Source organism: Undibacter mobilis (assembly GCF_003367195.1).
Classification (GTDB): Bacteria; Pseudomonadota; Alphaproteobacteria; order Rhizobiales; family Xanthobacteraceae; genus Pseudolabrys; species Pseudolabrys mobilis.
In genome coordinates, this window is the sequence record NZ_QRGO01000001.1 from 171785 (window position 1) to 190983 (window position 19199).

The window sequence follows — 19199 nt, forward strand, 5'->3', positions numbered from 1 at the left end:
CATTATCCGGGACACGAAAAATGAAGAATGCCTCTCTTGCGGATTTCGCATCGGCGCTCGCCTCAGGCGCAGTGAAGATCGTCGATCTCACGTTTACGCTCAGCCCCGAATTCCCGATGATCGTGCTGCCGCCGGAATTCGGCCAGGCCATGCCGATGCGCATTCAGCAAATCTCGCGTTACAATGATGCCGGGCCGGGCTGGTACTGGAACAACATCACACTGTGCGAACATACCGGCACGCACTTCGATGCGCCGATCCACTGGTACACTGGCAAGGATTTGCCGAACAATGCGCTCGACGCGCTGCCGGCGGCGGACATGATTGCGCCGGTCTGCGTCATCGATTGTTCGGCGGAAGCCGCCGCGGACGACGACTTCCTTCTTACCGTTCCGGCGGTCGAAGCGTGGGAAGCCCGCCATGGCCGCATTCCCGAGCGCAACTGGGTCCTGCTGCGTACCGACTGGTCCAAGAAGGACATGCGCGCCTATGCGAACCTGAAGGACGATGGCGCCCACACGCCGGGACCGGATGCCGAGGTCATGCGCTGGCTCGTGCATGAACGCGGCATTATCGGTTTCGGTACCGAAACGATCGGCACCGACGCCGGCCAGGGCGTGCATCTCGACCCGCCAATGCCTGCGCACCATTTCCTGCACGGCGGCGGGCGTTACGGCCTGCAATGCCTGTGCAACCTCGATCAGCTTCCGCCAACCGGCGCAATGCTCGTCACCGCACCGCTCAAGATCGAAAACGGTTCAGGTAGCCCGCTCCGCGTCCTGGCTTTGGTCGCCAACGGCGCCTAGTCGCGTCGGAGTCGTCAGGCCGGGCCGGCCGCCTTCGGCTTCTTGCGCAATTGCGCCTTGAGGTCGCGAAAGTCGAACGCCGTATTGCCTTCCAGAGCATGGACGGCCTGCACCTTCACTTCGCCGCGCGCGATCTTCCGGGTCGGCGACAACGGCAGCGCATCGATGAAGGACACGTAGGCCGGCACTTTGTGATAGGCGAGTGTTTCGGCAGCGCCGCGCACGATCGCCTCCGCGAAAGTCCGGTCATCGGCTGCCGTGCCTGGCGACTTCACAACGAAGGCGAAAACCTCCTCGCCGCGCAGATCGTCCGGTACGGGCGTAACCGCGGTGGCCTCGACGCCATCCAGCTTCTGGAGCGTGGACTCGACCTCCAGCACGGCAATGTTTTCGCCGCTGCGCCGGACGATGCTCTTCTTGCGATCGAAGAAATACAGAAGTCCGTCGGGTCCGACATAGACGTAATCGCCGGTATGAAACCAGCCGTCTTTCCAGGCGTCCTCGGTATTCACCGGGTCGTCGAGATAACCGCTGAAAAAACCGAGGCGCGGATCGGGACCTTTCGATCGCACGAGAAGTTCGCCCGGCTGCCCGGCCGCCACATCGCGTCCTTCGTCATCGGCCAAACGGAATACCATATTATCCGCAGGACGGCCGATGCAGCGCGACGGAAAGCCGCGCGGCTCCTTCGCCGTCGTCGTGGCCGCGGCGCCACCGGTCTCCGTCATCGCCCAGGCGTCGACGATTGGAATGCCGTAGCGTTCTTCGAATATGGCGCGGTGACGCACATCCACTGCCGGCGCGAAAGCAAAGCGAGCGCTGTGCCGCCGCTCAGCTTCGCTGACCGGCAGTTGCAGCAGTATCGCCGGAATGACGCCCAGGCAGTGAACGATAGTCGCGCCGCTGTCGGCAACGCTTGCCCACCAGCGATTGGCACTAAAACGATCGAGCGGCACGACCGCGCCGCCGAGCGCCATCATGCCGACTACGCTGCATCCGAGCGCGTTCATGTGGAACATCGGCAATGGCGTCAGATTGATCTCGCCCTCCTCCCGCACCGCCGCCGCACCGCCCTGGTTGACGTACCAGTCGGCAATGCCGAGGAAATAGCGGTTCGACAGGATGCAAGCCTTCGGCTTGGCCGTGCTGCCGGACGTGAACAGGAGCGCGCATTCGTGATCGGCCGCCCCGGCCTGTGCGGTGACAGGGCTGGCGCAAGCCGGAATCGGCTCGCCGACCTCAATCAGCCGTGCCCGCCCGAGGTCAGCCCGCCGCGCCAGCGGCATCCGGTCCCTGGTCGCGACCAGCAGATCGGCCTTCGACTTTTCGAGCTGATAAGACAACTCGTCGGGCTGCAGATCCGGATTGATCGGCACGATCGAGACGCCGAGCGCGTTAAGCGAAAGCCAATGGAAGAAAAACTCCGGCCGATTGTCGAGCAGCAACGCGACACGCGCGCCGCGCCCATAGCCCGCCGCCGCGAAATCGGCTCTCAACGTTGATACCGCCCGCTCAGCCTCACCGTAGGCGAAGCGAAATCCATCGCGGGCGTAAGCCAGTTCCGCGCTCGACGGCGCCAGCAGAAATGGCGACGCCGAACGTCGCGCGACCGCCGCCGAGAACACGTCGAACGGCGACTGGTATCGCCCCAAGACTTCGATTCGCCCCATGCACCACCACCACATCAACGTCGGCGGCCCGCAGGCCGCATGGCTACCATGTTATTTCCTTTATACATAAAGTAATTTCACTTGCCACCCCCTCGTGCTAGTTTCCGGCTTCCTTCCTGCGAGGATCGCGCCGTTGACGACACAGCTACAGAAGCCGCCCGGTAAGAAGAACGACCGCTACAACGAGATCGTCGAGGCCTTCCCGCCCGCCGACCGCGTCTTCCCGACGATCCTCACGCGCCAGGCTGAACGCCACCGCGACCGGACGTTGGTGATCGCAGGCCAGACACGCTGGACCTATGCCGAGACGGCGGCGGTTGCTGCCGCGTCGGCACAGCATCTGGCCGAAGCCGGTATCGTCCCCGGCGACCGCATCGCGATCCTCGCGTCAAACCGCGCTGAATTTCTCGAGGTCTATCTCGGCTGCGCATGGCTCGGAGCGATTGCCGTGCCGATTAACCCCGCCTCGCGCGGCGTTCAGCTCGAGCATATTTTCCGTAACTCCTCACCCCGCCTTCTGGTCGTCGAGGACATCTTCCGCGGCAACCTCGATTCCATGCGTGACCAGAGTGTCCTGCCATCTGACTTCTGGACAATCGACCAGAATGGCATTTCGCGCGACGCGAGTTCGCGCGCACCCAGCACCGCCAAATCGGCGCCCGCGCCGAAGCCAGGCGACACGGTCGCCATCCTCTACACCTCAGGCACCACCGGGCCGTCCAAAGGCGTGTGCTGTCCGCAGGCGCAACTATTCTGGTGGGGAATCTATTCGGCGCGTCATCTTGGCATTCGCGAGGGCGACGTGCTGATGACCACACTGCCAATCTTTCACACCAACGCGCTCAATACGTTCTATCAGGCGCTCCTGAATGGCTGCACCTATGTCCTGGAGCCGAAGTTCTCAGCTTCGGGATACTGGAATACGGCCCGCCAACATCGTGCAACCGTCGGCTATCTCCTCGGCGCCATGGCGACCATACTGCTGGCCCAACCCGAAACGCAGGACGACACAAACCACGAGATGCGTGTCTCCCTGGGAGGCGGCGTTCCAGGTCATTTGCACGAGCAGTTCAGACGGCGCTTCAACGTACCGCTTCTCGACGGCTACGCATCGACCGAGACGAATTTCGTGATAGCGACGCCCGTTCCCGCCGATCATCCCGGCTCGATGGGATATCTGATCGACGGCGCCGAAGCGCAGATTGTCGATGGCAATGATACGCCGTTGGCCGACGGTGAAGCCGGGGAGCTGGTGCTGCGTCCACGCGAACCTTTCTCATTCGCGACCGGCTACTTCAACATGCCTGAAAAGACCGTCGAGGCGTGGCGCAATCTGTGGTTTCACTCCGGCGACAGAGTGGTTCGCGAAGCCAGCGGCCTGTACCGCTTCATAGACCGAATGAAGGACGCGATCAGACGCCGCGGCGAGAACGTGTCGTCATGGGAAGTGGAGACCGTGCTGCATGCGCACCCATTGATTGCGGCATGCGCCGTCTATCCTGTGCCGTCCGAACTGGGCGAGGACGAAGTCGCTGTCGCGGTTCAACTCAAGCCCGACGCGTCGCTCCAGGCACTCGACGTTGTGAAATACTGCGAAGGCAAGATGGCCTATTTCGCAGTGCCTCGCTATGTCCGCTTCATAAGCCAGATGCCACTGACCGAGAACGGCAAGATAAAAAAGGTGTCGCTGCGCGAGGCCGGCATTACGCCCGATATGTGGGATAGAGAAAAGTCGGGATACAAACTGCGGCGCTAAACTCTTCCGCAGAGGAGCCGTGGCGCGCTAGGCCCGCCCCGCCCGCACCATGGCTTCCTTTGGATCCAATTCAAACGGTTCGGCCGTCACACGACGTTCAAGCGCCAGACGAATATCGTCCGGCCATGCGACGGACTTATGATTCTCCGTCGACGTCGCCACGATCACCTGGGCCGCCTTCCATCTCAGCCCGTCGAGGCCGAAGACGCCATGTTCGAGATGCAGGGATTTGTTGCCGACCCGCCGAACGGCGATCTTGAAGGTCAAGGCCTCGCCAAAAAACGATGGCCGGGAAAAATCACAGCTAATATGTGCAGTCGGCGTTCCAATGCCCAGTTCGCCGATAAGCTTGGGCCACGCGAAGCCGATCTCGCGCCAGAAGTCCTCGACCACACCGTTCAGGATGTTGAGGTACGAAGGAAAATAAGCGATCCCTGACGGGTCGCAGTCGCCAAATCTCAATTCTCGAGGGAAAACAAGCATAGAAGTTGTCGCGCTGCCCGCAATACCATTGATCCGCCACTGCGAAACAACAGATACTTTATATATGAAGGTTTCGCGGATTGCAAATATCTTAGGCCTAAGATAATTATGTATCAAAGATCGACGTGTTGGAGGAAGATATGCGCATTGCCATTCTTGGTGGCGGCAACGGTTCGTTTGCTGCGGCCGGCGACTTTGCTCTGCGAGGCCACGAGGTCCGGTTGTGGCGGCGCGACAAGGCTGCTGTTGCCGATCATATCGCCAACGGCGGAACTATCATCGTCAAGGATATAACCGGGGCGCACAATGCGCGTCTGGCGCTCGTCACGGACGACATAGCCAAGGCCGTGGACGGAGCGGAGTTGATCTTCTGCCCTGCTCCAGCGACATCGCACGATGATATCGCCGCCGCTCTCGCGCCATGCCTCAAGGCCGATCAGGTCGTCTTCCTGGCGCCGGGCACGCTCGGCACGCTGATTTTCGCGCATGCCGCGAAGTCGAACAGCCAAGCAAAGAACGTTTGCTTCGCCGAAACCGGAACCCTGCCCTGGCTGGCGCGCAAGCATGGCCCCTATGAAGTGGCGATCACGACACGCGCCACCCGCCTCCCGGTCGGCGTGTTCCCGGCCAAAAGTGAAGATCATGCGCTCGCCGTCATCGGCCAGGCATTTCCCGGCGTTATCGAGGCGTGCGGCGATGCCCTGTCGGGCGCTTTGATGAACGCCGGCCCGATCATCCATCCACCGCTCATCCTCATGAATGCCGGCCCGCTCGAGCATTTCGATCGTTGGGACATCCACAATGAAGGCACCCAGCCTTCGATCCGTCATGTCACCGACCTGCTCGACCGCGAACGCATCGCGGTCCGCCAGGGCCTCGGCTACGGCGCGCCGCATTTCCCGCTCGCCGACCATTACAAAGAGGACGGCGACGAGTGGATGTACGGACGGCGTTCGCACAACCAGTTGACCAAGTCCGGCGACTGGCGTGAGCACATCGACCTCAAGACTCACCGCTACATGCGCGAGGATACGCTGCTTGGTTTGTCGCTTCTGGTGTCGGTCGCGCGGCTTGCCGGCGTCGATACCCCGCTGGCGCAGAGCTTCCTGACGCTGGGCTCGGCAATCTGCGATTTCAACGCCGCCAAGGAAGGCAGAACGCTCGCGCGCCTGGGTCTCGGCGCCTACGATCGGGCCGGCTTGCAGAACTACCTCAAGACCGGGGTCGCTTGATCGCGCCCCCTAACCTATGAGCGAAACGTTGCCAAATCTCGAGAAAATCGCCTGCCTCGGTGCCGGACGCATGGGCCGCGGCATCGCCGTCGTGTTCGCTTATGCCGGTCATGAAGTCGCCGTTTGCGATCTGAAAGCAAGACCGGAAGCGGACTTTCAGCGTCTCGCCGACGAGGTCCACGCCGAAATCAAGGATACGCTCCAGATCCTCGCCTCGCTGGGCCTGTTCGACGGTACGCATATCCCGGCGATCATCAAGCGGGTTCGTGTCGTTGCCGACGCGGACAAGGCCGCCGCGCTGGCGGATAGCGACGTCGTATTCGAGGGCATTCCCGAAGTCCTCGAGATGAAGCGCGAGCTCTTTGCCAAAGTGTCGCCACTTGTTCCACCGCAGACCATTATCGCGTCGACCACGTCGACCATTCTGGTCGATGATCTGTCAGGCTCGGTTGAGCATCCGGAGCGCTTCCTCAATGCGCATTGGCTCAACCCGGCGTTCCTGGTTCCGCTGGTCGAACTGTCGCCGGGAGCAAAGACGCTGCCGGCCATTACAAAAAAGCTGAGCGATCTTCTCGAGCGCATTGGCAAGGTTCCGGTGACTTGCGCCGCGCGCCCTGGTTATATCGTGCCGCGCATCCAGACGCTGGCGATGAACGAGGCCGCGCGCATGGTCGAAGAAGGCGTCGCCACCGCCGCCGACATCGACAAGGCGTTGAAATATGGCTTCGGCTTCCGGTTCTCGGTTCTGGGCGTTCTGGAGTTCATCGACTGGGGCGGTGGCGACATTCTCTATTATGCCAGCCGCTATCTGGTGAACGCGCTCGACAACGACCGCTATGCGGCCCCGCCGATCATCGAACAGAACATGAAAGACGGCCGAACCGGCCTTCGCGCCGCGCGTGGCTTTCTCGACTATGAGGGAATGGATATCGATGCCTACCGCAAGGAACGGCTCGGCGGCTTCGCGCAACGCTTGAAGGCACTGGGTCTGGCGCGCCCCCCGGCGCCGTAGCGCTCATTGCCACTTGTTGGCTGAAGCCTTGAATTTGCCAAGGAGCCTTTGAAGCTCCTTGATCTCCGCCGCAGTCATCTCCGACATCGCATCCTCAAACCACTTCGCGAGGGCCGGCGCAATGCGCGCGAACAATCGGCGGCCTGCCGGCGTGATCTCGATCAAATGACTCCGCCGGTCTACCGGATTTGGCGATTTGCTGACGAGGCCCTCGTCGATCAGCATATCGACAATGCCGGTCACGTTGCCCGTTGTGACCATCAGGCCGGACGACAGCTCACCCATGGTCATGGCGCCGCTGTGACCGTGCAAGATCGCCAGAACGTCAAAACGCGGCGTGGAGATATCGAAATTGGATCGCAAACGGGTTCGCAGCTTGCCTTCCACAATCTTGAAGACCGACAGAAAGCGGAGCCACACGCGTAATTCGAGCTTTTCATCCTGCGGCGAAGCGCTTTCGCGGTCGACGACTGATGCTCCGGCACGCGCCAACGGCCTGGATTCGCTCATTCGCTCAAATACCTAGGGTCCACGGCCTCGATGGCCGCAGATTACATTAGGTCCAATATTCTTACCGGTAAAGCATCGTCCCGCATAGCGCCCCCGGGAAGCCGGAGCGCTGTCCGTCCGCGATTGTGCCGCGCTGCTAGCCCGCCAGAAGCGCGCCGGCACCCGGAACGCGGGTTTCGAGACCAAGCTGCTTCAGCATTTGCTGCGTGGTGCAGACTGCCGCCGACACCGTCGGAATTCCCGTTTCGCGTTCTATCCGCTCGATCGACGGCAGCGACGGCATTTGCACGCAAGCCGAAGCGACGATCGCGTCGATGCCCTTAAGATCGAGCGTCCTGTAAATCTCAAGCAAGCGCTCCGGATTGTGCAGGCCGACCTCGAGGTTATCCGGAATTTCCAGCGCCGTGAAATCATGAACAGTGATGCCTTCGCTCTCGATATAGTCGACAACGAGCTGCGTCAGTGGCTTCATATAGGGGCAAATCAGCGCGATCTTCTTGGCACCGAGTGTCTTGAGGCCATCGATCAGCGCGCCGGCACTGGTCACAACCGGGGCCGGCGCCTGGTTCTCAACGGTCTTCTTGTGCAGGCGTTCTTCGGAAACCCGATGGTAGCCTTTGCCCATGCTCATGATCGCCACAAGACAGGCATAACCCAGCACGTCGACCCGCGCGTCGGAGAGCTCGATCGCGCAACGGTCGCTGTCGCGGTCCATCGCCTCGAGCTCTTCCTTGGTCACCTTCTTCATGCGCATGCGGCTGGAATGGAAGGTGAAGCGCTCCGGCAAGATGCCTTCACGAGCCCGGAACATGGCCGGAATCTCGGTCTCCATCGTCGTGTTGGACGATGGCACGATCTGACCGATGCGGTAATTGATCGTGGACATGACAACGGCCTCAGACGGCGACGACGGGATGGCGCAGGGTGCCGATACCATCGACGCCCGCCTCGATGACATCGCCCGGCCACATCCACTCCTGTGGATTCATGCCCGCGCCGACGCCGGACGGCGTGCCGGTCGCGATGATGTCGCCCGGCTCCAGTGTGATGCCGGTCGAAATGTCGGAGATCAGGAACGGGACGTTGAAGATCATGAATTTTGTGTTGGAGTCCTGCTTCATCTCGCCATTCTTCTTCAGCCAGAGGCGCAGGTCGTGCGGATTCGGAATTTCATCGGCCGTCACGATGCAGGGGCCGAACGGCGCGTAGGTGTCCATGCCCTTCGAGAAAATCCACTGCCCAGCGCGCCGGTTGTCGCGCGCGGACACGTCGATCATGACGGAGTAGCCGAATACGTGGCTCATCGCGCCCTCGACTGGAACGCGGGTCGCAGTCTTGCCAATAATGACGGCGAGCTCGACTTCCCAATCGAGTTGCTGCGTCATCTTCGCATTGTGGTGGATCGCACCGCCCGGCCCGATTACCGTTGTCGGTGGCTTCGAGAACAGAACCGGCTGCTTGGGCAGATTCTTGTCGGTATCGAGAGTCCGCGCGGATTCGGCGACATGTTCGCTGTAATTGAGACCGATGCCGAAGATGTTCTTGCGCGGCCGCGGAATGGGCGCGCACAGAGTGACATTTTCGATGGGCAGCGCCGAGCCGGGCGGCAACGCTTTTCCGCTACCAAGCAGCGCGTTGAGGGCCGGCAGCATGGTGGCGCCGTTATCTATGAAGGTCAGCATATCGGCCGGCAACGAAAGACCGTTCGCAGCGCCAAGACGCTCGACGTCGACGACAAGCCCGCTGGAGATTGCGCCGAGCCGCGGCGCGCTGAGATTGGCAATGTAAGTGACGAGACGCATAGATCGAAAATCCGGGGTGGGGTTATCAAAAAAGAACGGGCTCCGCACCGGAGTGCGGAGCCCAAGTTCGGCGGGAGTTACGCTGCAACGGCCTGATGCCCGGCGTTGTCGCCATAAGCTTCTTCACGGTAGAAGCCGAGACCTTCAATGACGGGCAGATCGTTGAATGTGAACAGGCAGGCATCTTCCGTATTCGAGTCGTTGCCATGTTCATGCCAGGCCCATGACGGCACACAGAAAATGTCGCGCTCCTGCCAGTTGAAGCGCTTGCCGTCGATGATGGAGTAGCCAGAGCCTTTCGCGACCTGGTAGATGAAGCTGCCGGTGTGGCGATGCGATTTTGTTTTCTCGCCCGGGCGCAGCATCTGCATGCTGGCGCCGATTGTCTGCATCACATGGCCGCCGGTAACGGGATTGACGTAGTTCATGAGAATGCCGTCAAAGGGCGAGCCATCGGTCGCCTTCGCGTACTTGTTCAGCGACTCGTAGGTCGGCTCCCACTCGTACTTGAACATCGGCGAATAGCCCTTGGACCACTTGCCGGTCGCCGGCCGCAGCCCCGGATTGCCCCAGGTCTTGGTCATGTCGTCGATCGGCAGACCCGAATCGTCCTGCTGAATCTTGGGATGAACGGCGTAGAAATTGGCCTCGATCGCGTTGACGAACGGGATATCCAGGCCGTCCTGCCAGATGCAGGGGCTGCCGCTCGCCTCAACACCGTGCTCGTGCCAGGTGCCGTTGGGCGTGAGCACAAAGTCGCGGGCGCCCAGCGTCATCTTGTGCCCGTCCACGATCGTATAGGCGCCCGACCCTTCCATGATGAAGCGAAGCGCCGACGCCGAATGCGCGTGCGCGGACGCCACTTCGCCGGGGTTCATCACCTGCAGGCCGGAGTACAGCCAGCCAACGGCGGCCGAGACATCACGACGACCGGGATTGTTCAGATAGATCACGCGGCGGCCGGCCTTTTCCGGCGTCACCAGATCGACCGAACGCAGGACATGCTCACGCAGGTCCTTGTAGCGCCACAACACCGGAACCGATTGCGACTTCGGCTGCCAGGGCTCGATCTTGTTGGCGACCGTCCACAAAGCGCCGGCTTCGAACTGTTCGAGCTCCTTGTAGTAGGCTTCGAGTTCGGGCGTATCTTCGACATTGGCTCGGCCGATGACGTCTTCGCGCATGTTAACCTCCAAGCGAGATTTCAAGTTACGATCTAGTTCTGGTTGGCCGCCTTGACCGACAACGAATGATCGGGCAATTCCAACGCCTCGGGTTCGTTCGTCGGCCGCTCACCCGCCCAGGTCATGGGCGCAAGCGGGCGCCCGTTGACGCTGAAATTGAAGACGTCGAACCGGTTATAATGACCGACGATGTCATGCATCTGCTTCGGCTGGATGCAGCGATTGAGATCGATATCGGCGTAGACAATGCCTTCATCGTCGATCAACGAATTGCCCACGACCCGGCCATCCGGGCCGATGATGCCGGAGAACGCGCTGGATTTGCGCTGCAACAGCTTACGCGCTTGCGGCGTTACGCTTTCCATCGCCGTGATGATTTCTTCAGACACCGTCGAGCACGACACGATGGTGAAGAGCTTGCCTTCGAATGAATGAGCGATGGCGCGCAGCTTGATAGCTTCGGCCATATCGTATTCCGGTGGCGCAACCGGCAAGGAAATGTAGCTCGCGACATGCACCAGCTCACCCTGCGCCAGCAGGCTGAAGCGGGCCAGCGTATTCGTGTTCTCTCCGCAGGCGAGAGCCCCGAGGGGGCCCACGGCCGTATCGTAGACCTTGAGGCTCGAACCGTCGCCGCCGGTCCAGGTGAGCTTTTCGGCCCAGGTCGGCACGAGCTTGCGGTGCTTGCCAAGCAGCTCACCATCCGGGCCGATGAACACCAATGTGTTGAAAATGGCGCCGAGCGAAACCGGACTGCGCTCATTGACGCCGATCACGACATAGGCGCCGGCATCCCGGGCCGCCTGCCGCACCACGTCGATTTCCGGACCCGGAACCAGAATTGAGGCCTTCGCGAGCTTTTCGAACCAGGCGCTCCCCGTCACCGGGTCGGTGATCCAGTTCCAGTAGGGATAGCCGGGAACAAAGACTTCCGGAAAGGCGACGATCTTGGCGCCGTTGGCGGCCGCTTCCTTGATCAGCGCCGCCGCTTTGGCGACGGTCGCATCAGGGTCGAGGAAAACTGGCGATGCCTGCACCGCGGCGGCCCTGAATTTCGGAAGATCGAGCATCGTTCGCTGCCTCCACGGAGCCCTGTGCGTGCGCATTGCCGATCAATGCTTTTCATACGAAGCTGGCCAAAATCGTGAATTTGCCAGACAAATCCGTACGATATACTGGGCTTTGGCTTGACTTAGTTTACATGTGAACTTATGCTAGAACATATTTATAGAGGTGGCAATGGCTGAGCGATCATTTGCGCGCGAGGTCCAGGATCTGCGTCTGGGCGACGGCGACACGTTTCGCGGCGAGGGCATCCTGGCCATCACCAAGGGATTGCTGCAGTCTGGTGTGTCCTATGTCGGCGGCTATCAAGGGTCGCCGATTTCGCACTTGATGGATGTGCTCGCCGACGCCCAGGACGTGCTCGACGAGCTCGGCGTCGTCTTCCAGAGCTCCGCCAACGAGGCGGCCGCGGCGGCAATGCTGTCGGCATCAGTCATGTATCCGCTGCGCGGCGCAGTGGCGTGGAAATCGACGGTTGGCACCAATGTCGCCTCCGATGCCCTCGCCAACCTGGCCTCCGGCGGCGTTACCGGCGGCACGATGATCATCATCGGCGAGGACTACGGCGAAGGCTCCTCGATCATGCAGGAGCGCACGCACGCCTTTGCGATGAAATCGCAGATGTGGCTGCTTGATCCGCGGCCCGACCATGAGTGCATCGTCAATATGATCGAAAAGGGGTTCGAGCTCTCGGAAGCATCGAACACTCCGGTCATGCTCGAAGTGCGCGTCCGCACCTGTCATATGCATGGCAGCTTCGCCACGAAGAACAACGTCAAGCCGGGCTTCACGATCAAGGACGCGCTGAACAACCCCCGGCGCGATCTTGGCCGCATCGTGCTGCCGCCAGCCGCTTACGAACACGAGCAAGAGAAGATCCACAAGCGTATGCCTGCGGCGATCGACTTCGTCCGCAATAATCGCCTGAACGAATTGAAGGGGCCCCGCGACGGCAAGGTCGGCATCATCCTGCAAGGCGGGATGTACAACAACGTCATCCGCGCGCTGCAGTATCTCGGTCTGTCCGATGCCTATGGCAACACGCAGGTTCCGCTCTACGTGATGAACGTGACCTATCCGGTCATCGACAGCGAAGTTGCCGACTTCTGCCGCGGCAAGGATGCCATCCTGATGGTGGAGGAAGGTCAGCCTGAGTATCTCGAACAGGCCGTCAATACCGCCCTCCGCCGCCGCGATATCAATACGCGGGTCCACGGCAAGGACATGTTGCCGATGGGCGGAGACTATACCGCACAGGTATTGCTGGAAGGCATTCGCACATTCGTCGACAAAGCCGATCCTCGTCTGCTCGGTAACCGGCCGCCGGCTCCCAATGCGAACGACGTGCTCGGCCATCCGATGGTGCAGAAGCTCAAGGGCGCGCTCCCGGCCAGACCCCCTGGCCTTTGCACCGGCTGCCCCGAGCGGCCGATCTTCGCCGCCATGAAAATGGTCGAGGAGGAGCTCGGAACGCATCACGTCGCGGCCGACATCGGCTGCCATCTGTTCTCGATTCTGCCGCCCTTCAATATCGGCGCCACCACCATGGGTTTCGGTCTTGGGCCTGCCTCCACCTCGGCCTTTAACGTCAAGGCCGACAAGCGATCCATCGCGGTGATGGGCGACGGCGGTTTCTGGCATAACGGCCTGACCAGCGGCATCGGCAATGCCGTCTTCAACAAGCACGACGGCGTCTTCCTGATCGTTGACAACTTCTACACCTCGGCGACTGGTGGCCAGGACATCCTGTCGTCGCGGGCGAGCAACGAAAACCGGCAGACCAACAACTCGATCGTGCAGGCGGTCAAAAGCATCGGCGCCCAATGGGTACGCGAGGTCGACCGGACTTACGACGTCGGCAAGATGCGAGCGACGTTGAAGGAAGCGCTGACGACCAAGGCCGAAGGGCCGAAGATCATCGTCGCTTCGTCGGAATGCATGCTGAACAAACAGCGCCGCGTGAAGCCGTTGATCGCCAAGGCAATCAAAGGCGGCGAGCGTGTCGTCAAGGAACGTTTCGGGGTCGATGAGGATGTCTGCACCGGCGACCACGCCTGCATACGTCTCTCCGGCTGTCCATCATTATCGGTGAAGCAGCTCGACGATCCCTTGCGCGACGATCCGGTCGCCGCGATTGACGATTCCTGCGTCGCCTGCGGCAATTGCGGCGAAGTCGCCGAGGCGGCCGTGCTCTGCCCCTCCTTTTATCGCGCTGACGTCGTTCACAACCCGACGCGCTGGGATCGCTTCAAGGCAAAGGTCACAATGGCGATCATCGGCTTTCTGCAGCAGCGCCGCGACCGGCGGCGGCCGGCTTTCGGGATCGCCGCATGAGGGACGAGACGGTCAAGCTCGCTCTTCCCGCTGCGGGTGCAGCGACGGAGCGGCCGATCTCCATCGCAATCGTCGCGATGGGCGGCCAGGGCGGCGGTGTGCTGACGGACTGGATCGTCGAGCTCGGCGAAAGCCAGGGCTGGGTGGCGCAATCGACCTCCGTTCCGGGCGTCGCGCAACGCACCGGCGCAACCATCTACTACATCGAGATGATGCCGCCGCTCGCGGGGCGAAGTCCGATCCTGTCGCTAATGCCGACACCCGGCGACGTTGACGTCGTTCTCGCGTCGGAATTCGTCGAAGCCGGCCGGGCGATCTTGCGCGGTATTGTGACGCCGGAGCGGACAACACTGATCGCCTCGAGCCATCGCTCCTTCGCGGTAACCGAGAAGATGACGCCGGGCAACGGCATTATGGACAAGGCTATCGTCGGGGAGGCCATCGGCGTTACTGCCAAGCATCAGTACATTTTCGACATGAATGCGCTCGCTTTGCGGCACGGCAGCGTGATATCGGCCGCCATGTTCGGCGCGCTGGCCGGTTCTGGCGTACTGCCCTTCCCGCGCGAGAGCTATATCGAGATCATTCGCGGCGGCGGCAAAGGCGTCGAAGCCAGCATTCGCACGTTTGAAGCAGCGTTCGAGGAAACGCAAAATCCGGCGACACCGGACAGCGACGTGGAGAAGCCTGCCATCATTCGTTTGCCGTCCGGCATCGGCAACCGGACTATCGAACCGCTGATCAATCGCCTGCGGAACGAGCTCCCGGCCGCGGCTCACGATATCGGTTATGCCGGACTGGCGAAGGTGGTGGACTTTCAAGACGTCGCCTATGGCGCCGAGTATCTCGACAATCTCATTCGTCTTTATGCCGAGGACCGCCGGGATGGCGGCGAGGCCAGAAATTTCCTCTTCACCGTAACTGCGGCAAAATACCTCGCCAATGCCATGGCCTATGACGACGTCATTCGCGTCGCTGACCTGAAAACGCGCTCGACCCGCCGCGCCCGTATCGAGAAGGAAATGGGCCTCGCGCAGGATCAGGTGCTGCAGACAACCGAATTCATGCATCCGCGCATGGACGAGGTAATGGGAGTGCTGCCCGCCGGCTTGGCCAGGTGGCTGGAGAAGCGTCCCGGTCTGGTGCGCTGGCTGGACGCCCGCGTCAACAAAGGACGCCGGCTACGCACATATTCCCTCCTGCCCTTCCTGATGCTTTACGCAGTCGGAGGCCTGCGGGGCCTCCGACGCCGCTCCTACCGTCACGCTGTCGAAGTTGAACACCGCGACCGCTGGCTTGCCGCCGCCACGGGCGCGCTCGCCAAGAACTACCAGCTTGGCGTTGAAATCCTGCAGTGCCGCCGGCTGGTCAAGGGCTATTCGGACACCCATTCGCGTGGATTGTCCAAGTTCGACAAGGTGATGGCCGCCATCGGCCTGGTCGAAGACCGTGACGATGCCGCCGATTGGGCCCGGCGCCTGCGCGAAGCCGCGATCAAGGATGCACCGGGAAAAGATTTGGAAGGGGCGATTGAGACAATCAAGTCATTCGCCTCGGAAGGTGCCTCGGTGCGCTAGCCACCGGGGACGCGCTGAGGATATCGAAATGCCGCGGACTTGTTCGTCGCCCCCCGTCCCTTTATCTGTTGCGCTAACCTTGGGGTGCGATTCGATGGTCTTGCCGCAACGCCGTTCGGGCTTTGGCAGGCGAGTTCCGGAACATTTCGATCCCGGCTCGTTGAAGGACGCCGGCGTCCTGACGACGCCATTCTTTGGTGGGGCCTGACATGGCGATATCGCCGGAAAAGAAGAACGTCGTCGACTTCGGCCAGCAGGAGACCCGCGTCTGGTTGCAGATATTGTCGCTGCACGGCGCCGTCTTCTCGTCGCTGAATGCGGTTCTCGGCTCCAAACTTGGACTTTCGGTTGCCAAGTTCGACGTCCTCGCTCAGCTCTATCGCTACCAGGAAGGCCTCGCGCTCGGGCAACTGTCGCGGAACCTCAAGGTATCCGGAGGCAACGTATCCGGTCTGGTGCAGCGGCTTTTGACCGACGCCCTTATTAACAAGTCGATCTCCAGCGAAGACCGGCGCTCGTTCATCGTCCGCCTGACGCCTAAGGGGAAAGCGCTGTTTCAAAAGGCGGCCGCTATACACCAGAAGCATCTGCGGGAATGCTTTGAAAACGTGAGTCCCGACGAGCTTGAACACGCATTGTCCATTTTGCGCTCGCTGTCGACCAAAGTTCGCGACAATGATCTGAAGCGAACCGGCAAGAAATAATGGGTCGTCGACCGAAAGCGTCGCGAGCGTCAGGTCCGCCAGATACGACGGAACGGCTGCAGCGCTACGTTCCGTATCTGGTCAACCAGCTGTCCAGCCTCTGGACAACTATGCAGAACGGCGAACTCGGCAAAGACGAGATCAACGCCGTGGCCCTGCGGACGCTCGCCGCGCTCTACATTCACCAGAGTCTGACGGTCAATGAGATCGCCGCTCTGGCCATGACCGAACAGTCAACCGCCAGCCGCACCATCGATACGATGGTCTCTGCCGGCTGGGTCGAGCGGACGATCGCCGAAAAGGATTTGCGCCGGCGGATGATCGCCCTCACTGCGGCAGGCGAAGCGCTCCTGCTCAAGGTTTGGCCAGCGATGGAAAAGAATTACACCACGCTCACCAAAGGCATCTCCGCCCGTGACATCGACGTCTGCGCCAAGGTTCTGGCCCAGATGATCGATAATATGTCCGGCATCCGCAACGATTGACGCACGCGGCACGGCCATCGGTCAGGGCGGAACGAGGCTGCTTCCCAGGCTCGTGCCGCCGCAAACGAACATCACCTGCCCTGTGACGAAGCTGGACGCCTCGCTCAAGAAGAACTCAACCGCGTTGGCAATATCGTCCGGCTGGCCGATGCGGCCGACAGGAACGGTTCGCGCGATATTGTCCTGAAGCTCAGATCCCTTCGGCACGATACCCCAGAAGTTATCCGTCAGCACGGGTCCTGGCGCCACGACGTTTACGGTGATGCCGTTCGGCGCGAGTTCGAGGGCCCAGGTGCGCGCCAGGCCATGTACGCCGGACTTGGTCGACGAATAGGCCGACCGTGACGGCATCCCCATCGCCGCCCGCGAACTGACGAAGACGACGCGGCCGAAAGCTCGTTCCTGCATGCCCTTGAGCGCCGCCTGGGTGAGGATCATCGGCGCGCCGAGGTGGAGTTGCGCCAGCGTCAGGATGTCCTCCGCCTTGGCTTGAGGCAGGCGGTTCGGGAGGATCATGCCCGCATTGTGCACGAGCCGATCAACCGGATGCCGCTCGCAGATCTCGGCGGCGCACGCCCGCGTTTCGTCGATTTTGGTCAGATCGACTTCATAGGCGCTGAGCAATTCATGCGTCCATCTGGGCTTGGCAAGGCCGACCGATACGACCGGCTCGCCCCTGGCGAGCAGACGTTTGGCCAAGGCTTCGCCGATACCAGAGTTTCCGCCGGTGATGAGGGTGACGTGTTTACCGTTCTGAGCCATGACCACTTACATAAACAACTGGATATTGCCGAACGGCGCGTCGAAGTTGATAAGGTCGATGCGCTTGAGCTTGATCTTGAAAGCTCCGTCAATCGCAATCAGCTCATGCGAGGCCCAGCCGGAATATCGCTCCAGCGTATCGCCGCGGGTCTCGGTGTAGAGAAACGACGTCCGGGCTTTGAAGACGCCGGTCTCGGCGTTGCATTCGACGATTTGCGGCGCCTGCAGCAGATGGTGGCAGCGGCTTTTCGGCTTCTGGCTGAAAGTCCGCTCGCCCGAGAGACGCTCGACGCGCACCTTCAGCAGCAGAACGTCCTCGTACATCAGCGAAGGCTGCAGAACGGGGTCCTGCTGCTGCCACTCCAGCGGCACCCAATAGCGCGCCTCGGCGTGGTACAGGCCGAGCCAGCCCTCCCATTGCATGGCGTCGAGCAGCCGGGCCTCTTCATAGACGAAGTCGGCGATCGCTTTCTCGTTCATTCTGCGGCCTCGGCGCGCTCGGTCATGTCCTGCGTCATGAACTTGACCCATGCATGAAACTGGTTTCGCATCTGGCGTTCGGACGTGCCGTTGATCACTTCGGTGACGTCCGACTTCTCGCCGTCTTCGTAGAGCCGCTGCAGATTGACCCATTGATTGCCGTTCGAGCGAAGCCCTTCCTGCGCACGCTCGTACATCTCCAGGTCATCATGGCCGACGATCGAGGTCGGCGCGTTGATGAAGCGATTGTACATCAAGGCGCGCTCATACAGCATGTCCGGCGCACCGACGAGGCGGAACACCCAGCTCTCGACCAGTGTCTTGTCGACGGCAATGGGAATGAAGTGCCGCAGGATCTGCACCGGTCCCTTGACCATGATGTTCGGGAAATAGATCGTGTTGTGCCGGGTTTCGCCCAGGATTTCCTTCGCCCGCGCCTCGCCATAAGTGGCGACCATCTTGTCGAAATATCCGGGTATCTGCGAATAGTCGGAGTGAATTGAGTTGGATACGCCGGTGTGGCCATGGCCGTTGGGCCAGATCCGAATGCCGGACTTTTCATAGAATTCGTACGGGCTCATGAACGGCGCGTAGAGCTGGACCGCCATCGGCGTGTCGGTCGAATCGCCCTTCTCGCGCGTCCACACTTTGACGGCGGTGCCGGCCGAACTTTCATGCGCGACCATCGGATGGCAGGTGTCGGTCTGGTTTTCGACCAGCATCTTCCAGTTGCACGTGTGCATATACCGGATCGGCGCCGCCTGAACGACCAGCTTACCTTCCGGCGAGCGATCGACCATGTTGTCGATCGTCGACAGGCTTTCGCCGAAATAATCCTCGAACGACAGGCCGCCATCGTTCAGCTTCGCGAATATGAAGTCACGGTAGATCTTGACGTGCTTGACCGGCGTCAGACCAATGCTCGCCGGACTTTCTTCGAAGCCGGTCGATTCATAGCCCTTCTTCAGCGGGATCGCGAGCAGCGAGCCGTCGGTCTTGAACGACCAGGCGTGATACGGACAGCGGAAAAACTTTCCGGTGTTGCCACAGGCCTCGGACGCGATCTTGACGCCCTTGTGCGGACAGCGATTGAACAACACATGGACGCTGCCGTCGCTGTGACGGGTTGCGAGGACCGGCTGCCGGCCGATGGTCGCGGTGATGAAGTCCCCGGGCTTGGCCAGCTGGCTGGCGTGGCCGATATAGACCCAGCTGTTGGGGAACAGATGCTCCATTTCAAGATCGAACACCTCGGCGTCGATATAGACATCGCGGTGGACTTCGGAGTCCCGCACCAGCGCGCGGACTGCATCGATGTTGTTTCGGTAGGCGCCCAT

The 19199-nt window shown here is 61.2% G+C and carries 18 protein-coding genes; 8 read left to right on the forward strand and 10 right to left on the reverse strand.

Going from position 1 to position 19199, the window contains the following annotated elements; translation table 11 throughout:
* Window positions 1-20: 20 nt before the first annotated feature.
* Window positions 21-806, forward strand: a complete 786-nt coding sequence (locus DXH78_RS00825; RefSeq protein ID WP_115515286.1) for a cyclase family protein — start codon at window positions 21-23, stop codon at window positions 804-806.
* A 14-nt stretch (window positions 807-820) separates the two neighbouring features.
* Here the strand turns inward: DXH78_RS00825 and DXH78_RS00830 are convergent, their stop codons facing one another.
* The gene (locus DXH78_RS00830; RefSeq protein WP_168192664.1) at window positions 821-2476 is read right to left on the reverse strand and encodes an AMP-binding protein; all 1656 of its coding nucleotides are present in this window, start codon (window positions 2474-2476) and stop codon (window positions 821-823) included.
* A gap of 94 nt (window positions 2477-2570) precedes the next feature.
* On the opposite strand from DXH78_RS00830, the gene DXH78_RS00835 reads away from it, so the two are divergent.
* The gene (locus DXH78_RS00835; RefSeq protein WP_245416691.1) at window positions 2571-4232 is read left to right on the forward strand and encodes an ATP-dependent acyl-CoA ligase; all 1662 of its coding nucleotides are present in this window, start codon (window positions 2571-2573) and stop codon (window positions 4230-4232) included.
* A 27-nt stretch (window positions 4233-4259) separates the two neighbouring features.
* On the opposite strand, the gene DXH78_RS00840 is transcribed toward DXH78_RS00835, so the two are convergent.
* A complete protein-coding gene (locus DXH78_RS00840; RefSeq protein ID WP_115515289.1) occupies window positions 4260-4715 on the reverse strand; it encodes an acyl-CoA thioesterase in 456 nt (151 codons plus the stop codon).
* A 140-nt stretch (window positions 4716-4855) separates the two neighbouring features.
* Here DXH78_RS00840 and DXH78_RS00845 point away from each other — a divergent pair, with 140 nt between their 5' ends.
* Together DXH78_RS00845 and DXH78_RS00850 are read left to right on the forward strand one after the other, a co-directional pair.
* Window positions 4856-5947, forward strand: a complete 1092-nt coding sequence (locus tag DXH78_RS00845; RefSeq protein WP_115515290.1) for an NAD/NADP-dependent octopine/nopaline dehydrogenase family protein — start codon at window positions 4856-4858, stop codon at window positions 5945-5947.
* Between the two features lie 16 nt (window positions 5948-5963).
* Window positions 5964-6959: a 3-hydroxybutyryl-CoA dehydrogenase gene (locus DXH78_RS00850; protein ID WP_115515291.1), complete on the forward strand. Its 996-nt coding sequence runs from the start codon at window positions 5964-5966 to the stop codon at window positions 6957-6959.
* Window positions 6960-6962: 3 nt separating this feature from the next.
* Here DXH78_RS00850 and DXH78_RS00855 read toward each other — a convergent pair whose 3' ends face one another.
* The 5 genes from DXH78_RS00855 to DXH78_RS00875 all read right to left on the reverse strand — a co-directional run bounded on the left by DXH78_RS00855 (window position 6963) and on the right by DXH78_RS00875 (window position 11525).
* Window positions 6963-7469 (reverse strand): MarR family winged helix-turn-helix transcriptional regulator, encoded by a 507-nt coding sequence (locus DXH78_RS00855; protein ID WP_115515292.1) that lies wholly within the window; start codon window positions 7467-7469, stop codon window positions 6963-6965.
* 136 nt (window positions 7470-7605) lie between these two features.
* The gene (locus DXH78_RS00860) at window positions 7606-8355 is read right to left on the reverse strand and encodes a maleate cis-trans isomerase family protein (protein WP_115517650.1); all 750 of its coding nucleotides are present in this window, start codon (window positions 8353-8355) and stop codon (window positions 7606-7608) included.
* Window positions 8356-8365: 10 nt separating this feature from the next.
* On the reverse strand, window positions 8366-9271 hold the full coding sequence (locus DXH78_RS00865) for a fumarylacetoacetate hydrolase family protein (protein ID WP_115515293.1): 906 nt from the start codon (window positions 9269-9271) through the stop codon (window positions 8366-8368).
* A 77-nt stretch (window positions 9272-9348) separates the two neighbouring features.
* Window positions 9349-10455, reverse strand: a complete 1107-nt coding sequence (locus DXH78_RS00870) for a cupin domain-containing protein (RefSeq protein ID WP_115515294.1) — start codon at window positions 10453-10455, stop codon at window positions 9349-9351.
* 32 nt (window positions 10456-10487) lie between these two features.
* Window positions 10488-11525 (reverse strand): carbon-nitrogen hydrolase family protein, encoded by a 1038-nt coding sequence (locus DXH78_RS00875; RefSeq protein WP_115515295.1) that lies wholly within the window; start codon window positions 11523-11525, stop codon window positions 10488-10490.
* 169 nt (window positions 11526-11694) lie between these two features.
* On the opposite strand from DXH78_RS00875, the gene DXH78_RS00880 reads away from it, so the two are divergent.
* From DXH78_RS00880 to DXH78_RS00895, 4 genes are all read left to right on the forward strand, one after another.
* The gene (locus DXH78_RS00880; RefSeq protein WP_115515296.1) at window positions 11695-13854 is read left to right on the forward strand and encodes a thiamine pyrophosphate-dependent enzyme; all 2160 of its coding nucleotides are present in this window, start codon (window positions 11695-11697) and stop codon (window positions 13852-13854) included.
* Window positions 13851-15431, forward strand: a complete 1581-nt coding sequence (locus tag DXH78_RS00885) for an indolepyruvate oxidoreductase subunit beta family protein (protein WP_115515297.1) — start codon at window positions 13851-13853, stop codon at window positions 15429-15431. The genes DXH78_RS00880 and DXH78_RS00885 overlap by 4 nt, the downstream gene beginning before the upstream one ends.
* A gap of 209 nt (window positions 15432-15640) precedes the next feature.
* Window positions 15641-16135, forward strand: coding sequence for a MarR family winged helix-turn-helix transcriptional regulator (locus DXH78_RS00890; protein ID WP_115515298.1), 495 nt, complete (start codon window positions 15641-15643; stop codon window positions 16133-16135).
* Complete coding sequence (locus tag DXH78_RS00895) at window positions 16135-16620, forward strand: MarR family winged helix-turn-helix transcriptional regulator (RefSeq protein WP_115515299.1); 486 nt, start codon at window positions 16135-16137, stop codon at window positions 16618-16620. The genes DXH78_RS00890 and DXH78_RS00895 overlap by 1 nt, the downstream gene beginning before the upstream one ends.
* 21 nt (window positions 16621-16641) lie before the next feature.
* Here the strand turns inward: DXH78_RS00895 and DXH78_RS00900 are convergent, their stop codons facing one another.
* The 3 genes from DXH78_RS00900 to DXH78_RS00910 are packed head-to-tail and all read right to left on the reverse strand — an operon-like array spanning window position 16642 to window position 19199.
* On the reverse strand, window positions 16642-17382 hold the full coding sequence (locus DXH78_RS00900) for an SDR family NAD(P)-dependent oxidoreductase (RefSeq protein ID WP_115517651.1): 741 nt from the start codon (window positions 17380-17382) through the stop codon (window positions 16642-16644).
* Between the two features lie 6 nt (window positions 17383-17388).
* On the reverse strand, window positions 17389-17862 hold the full coding sequence (locus DXH78_RS00905; protein WP_115515300.1) for an aromatic-ring-hydroxylating dioxygenase subunit beta: 474 nt from the start codon (window positions 17860-17862) through the stop codon (window positions 17389-17391).
* Window positions 17859-19199: an aromatic ring-hydroxylating dioxygenase subunit alpha gene (locus DXH78_RS00910; RefSeq protein ID WP_115517652.1), complete on the reverse strand. Its 1341-nt coding sequence runs from the start codon at window positions 19197-19199 to the stop codon at window positions 17859-17861. The genes DXH78_RS00905 and DXH78_RS00910 overlap by 4 nt, the downstream gene beginning before the upstream one ends.

Excerpts from the sequence above, each read along its gene's own strand:
- DXH78_RS00895 (WP_115515299.1), top strand. The coding sequence starts at position 16,135 with ATGGGTCGTCGACCGAAAGCGTCGCGAGCGTCAGGTCCGCCAGATACG.
- DXH78_RS00880 (WP_115515296.1), top strand. The coding sequence starts at position 11,695 with ATGGCTGAGCGATCATTTGCGCGCGAGGTCCAGGATCTGCGTCTGGGC.
- DXH78_RS00910 (WP_115517652.1), bottom strand. The coding sequence starts at position 19,199 with ATGGGCGCCTACCGAAACAACATCGATGCAGTCCGCGCGCTGGTGCGG.
- DXH78_RS00830 (WP_168192664.1), bottom strand. The coding sequence starts at position 2,476 with ATGGGGCGAATCGAAGTCTTGGGGCGATACCAGTCGCCGTTCGACGTG.
- DXH78_RS00900 (WP_115517651.1), bottom strand. The coding sequence starts at position 17,382 with ATGGCTCAGAACGGTAAACACGTCACCCTCATCACCGGCGGAAACTCT.
- DXH78_RS00855 (WP_115515292.1), bottom strand. The coding sequence starts at position 7,469 with ATGAGCGAATCCAGGCCGTTGGCGCGTGCCGGAGCATCAGTCGTCGAC.
- DXH78_RS00885 (WP_115515297.1), top strand. The coding sequence starts at position 13,851 with ATGAGGGACGAGACGGTCAAGCTCGCTCTTCCCGCTGCGGGTGCAGCG.
- DXH78_RS00905 (WP_115515300.1), bottom strand. The coding sequence starts at position 17,862 with ATGAACGAGAAAGCGATCGCCGACTTCGTCTATGAAGAGGCCCGGCTG.
- DXH78_RS00850 (WP_115515291.1), top strand. The coding sequence starts at position 5,964 with ATGAGCGAAACGTTGCCAAATCTCGAGAAAATCGCCTGCCTCGGTGCC.
- DXH78_RS00870 (WP_115515294.1), bottom strand. The coding sequence starts at position 10,455 with ATGCGCGAAGACGTCATCGGCCGAGCCAATGTCGAAGATACGCCCGAA.
- DXH78_RS00860 (WP_115517650.1), bottom strand. The coding sequence starts at position 8,355 with ATGTCCACGATCAATTACCGCATCGGTCAGATCGTGCCATCGTCCAAC.
- DXH78_RS00825 (WP_115515286.1), top strand. The coding sequence starts at position 21 with ATGAAGAATGCCTCTCTTGCGGATTTCGCATCGGCGCTCGCCTCAGGC.
- DXH78_RS00865 (WP_115515293.1), bottom strand. The coding sequence starts at position 9,271 with ATGCGTCTCGTCACTTACATTGCCAATCTCAGCGCGCCGCGGCTCGGC.
- DXH78_RS00840 (WP_115515289.1), bottom strand. The coding sequence starts at position 4,715 with ATGCTTGTTTTCCCTCGAGAATTGAGATTTGGCGACTGCGACCCGTCA.
- DXH78_RS00890 (WP_115515298.1), top strand. The coding sequence starts at position 15,641 with ATGGCGATATCGCCGGAAAAGAAGAACGTCGTCGACTTCGGCCAGCAG.
- DXH78_RS00845 (WP_115515290.1), top strand. The coding sequence starts at position 4,856 with ATGCGCATTGCCATTCTTGGTGGCGGCAACGGTTCGTTTGCTGCGGCC.
- DXH78_RS00875 (WP_115515295.1), bottom strand. The coding sequence starts at position 11,525 with ATGCTCGATCTTCCGAAATTCAGGGCCGCCGCGGTGCAGGCATCGCCA.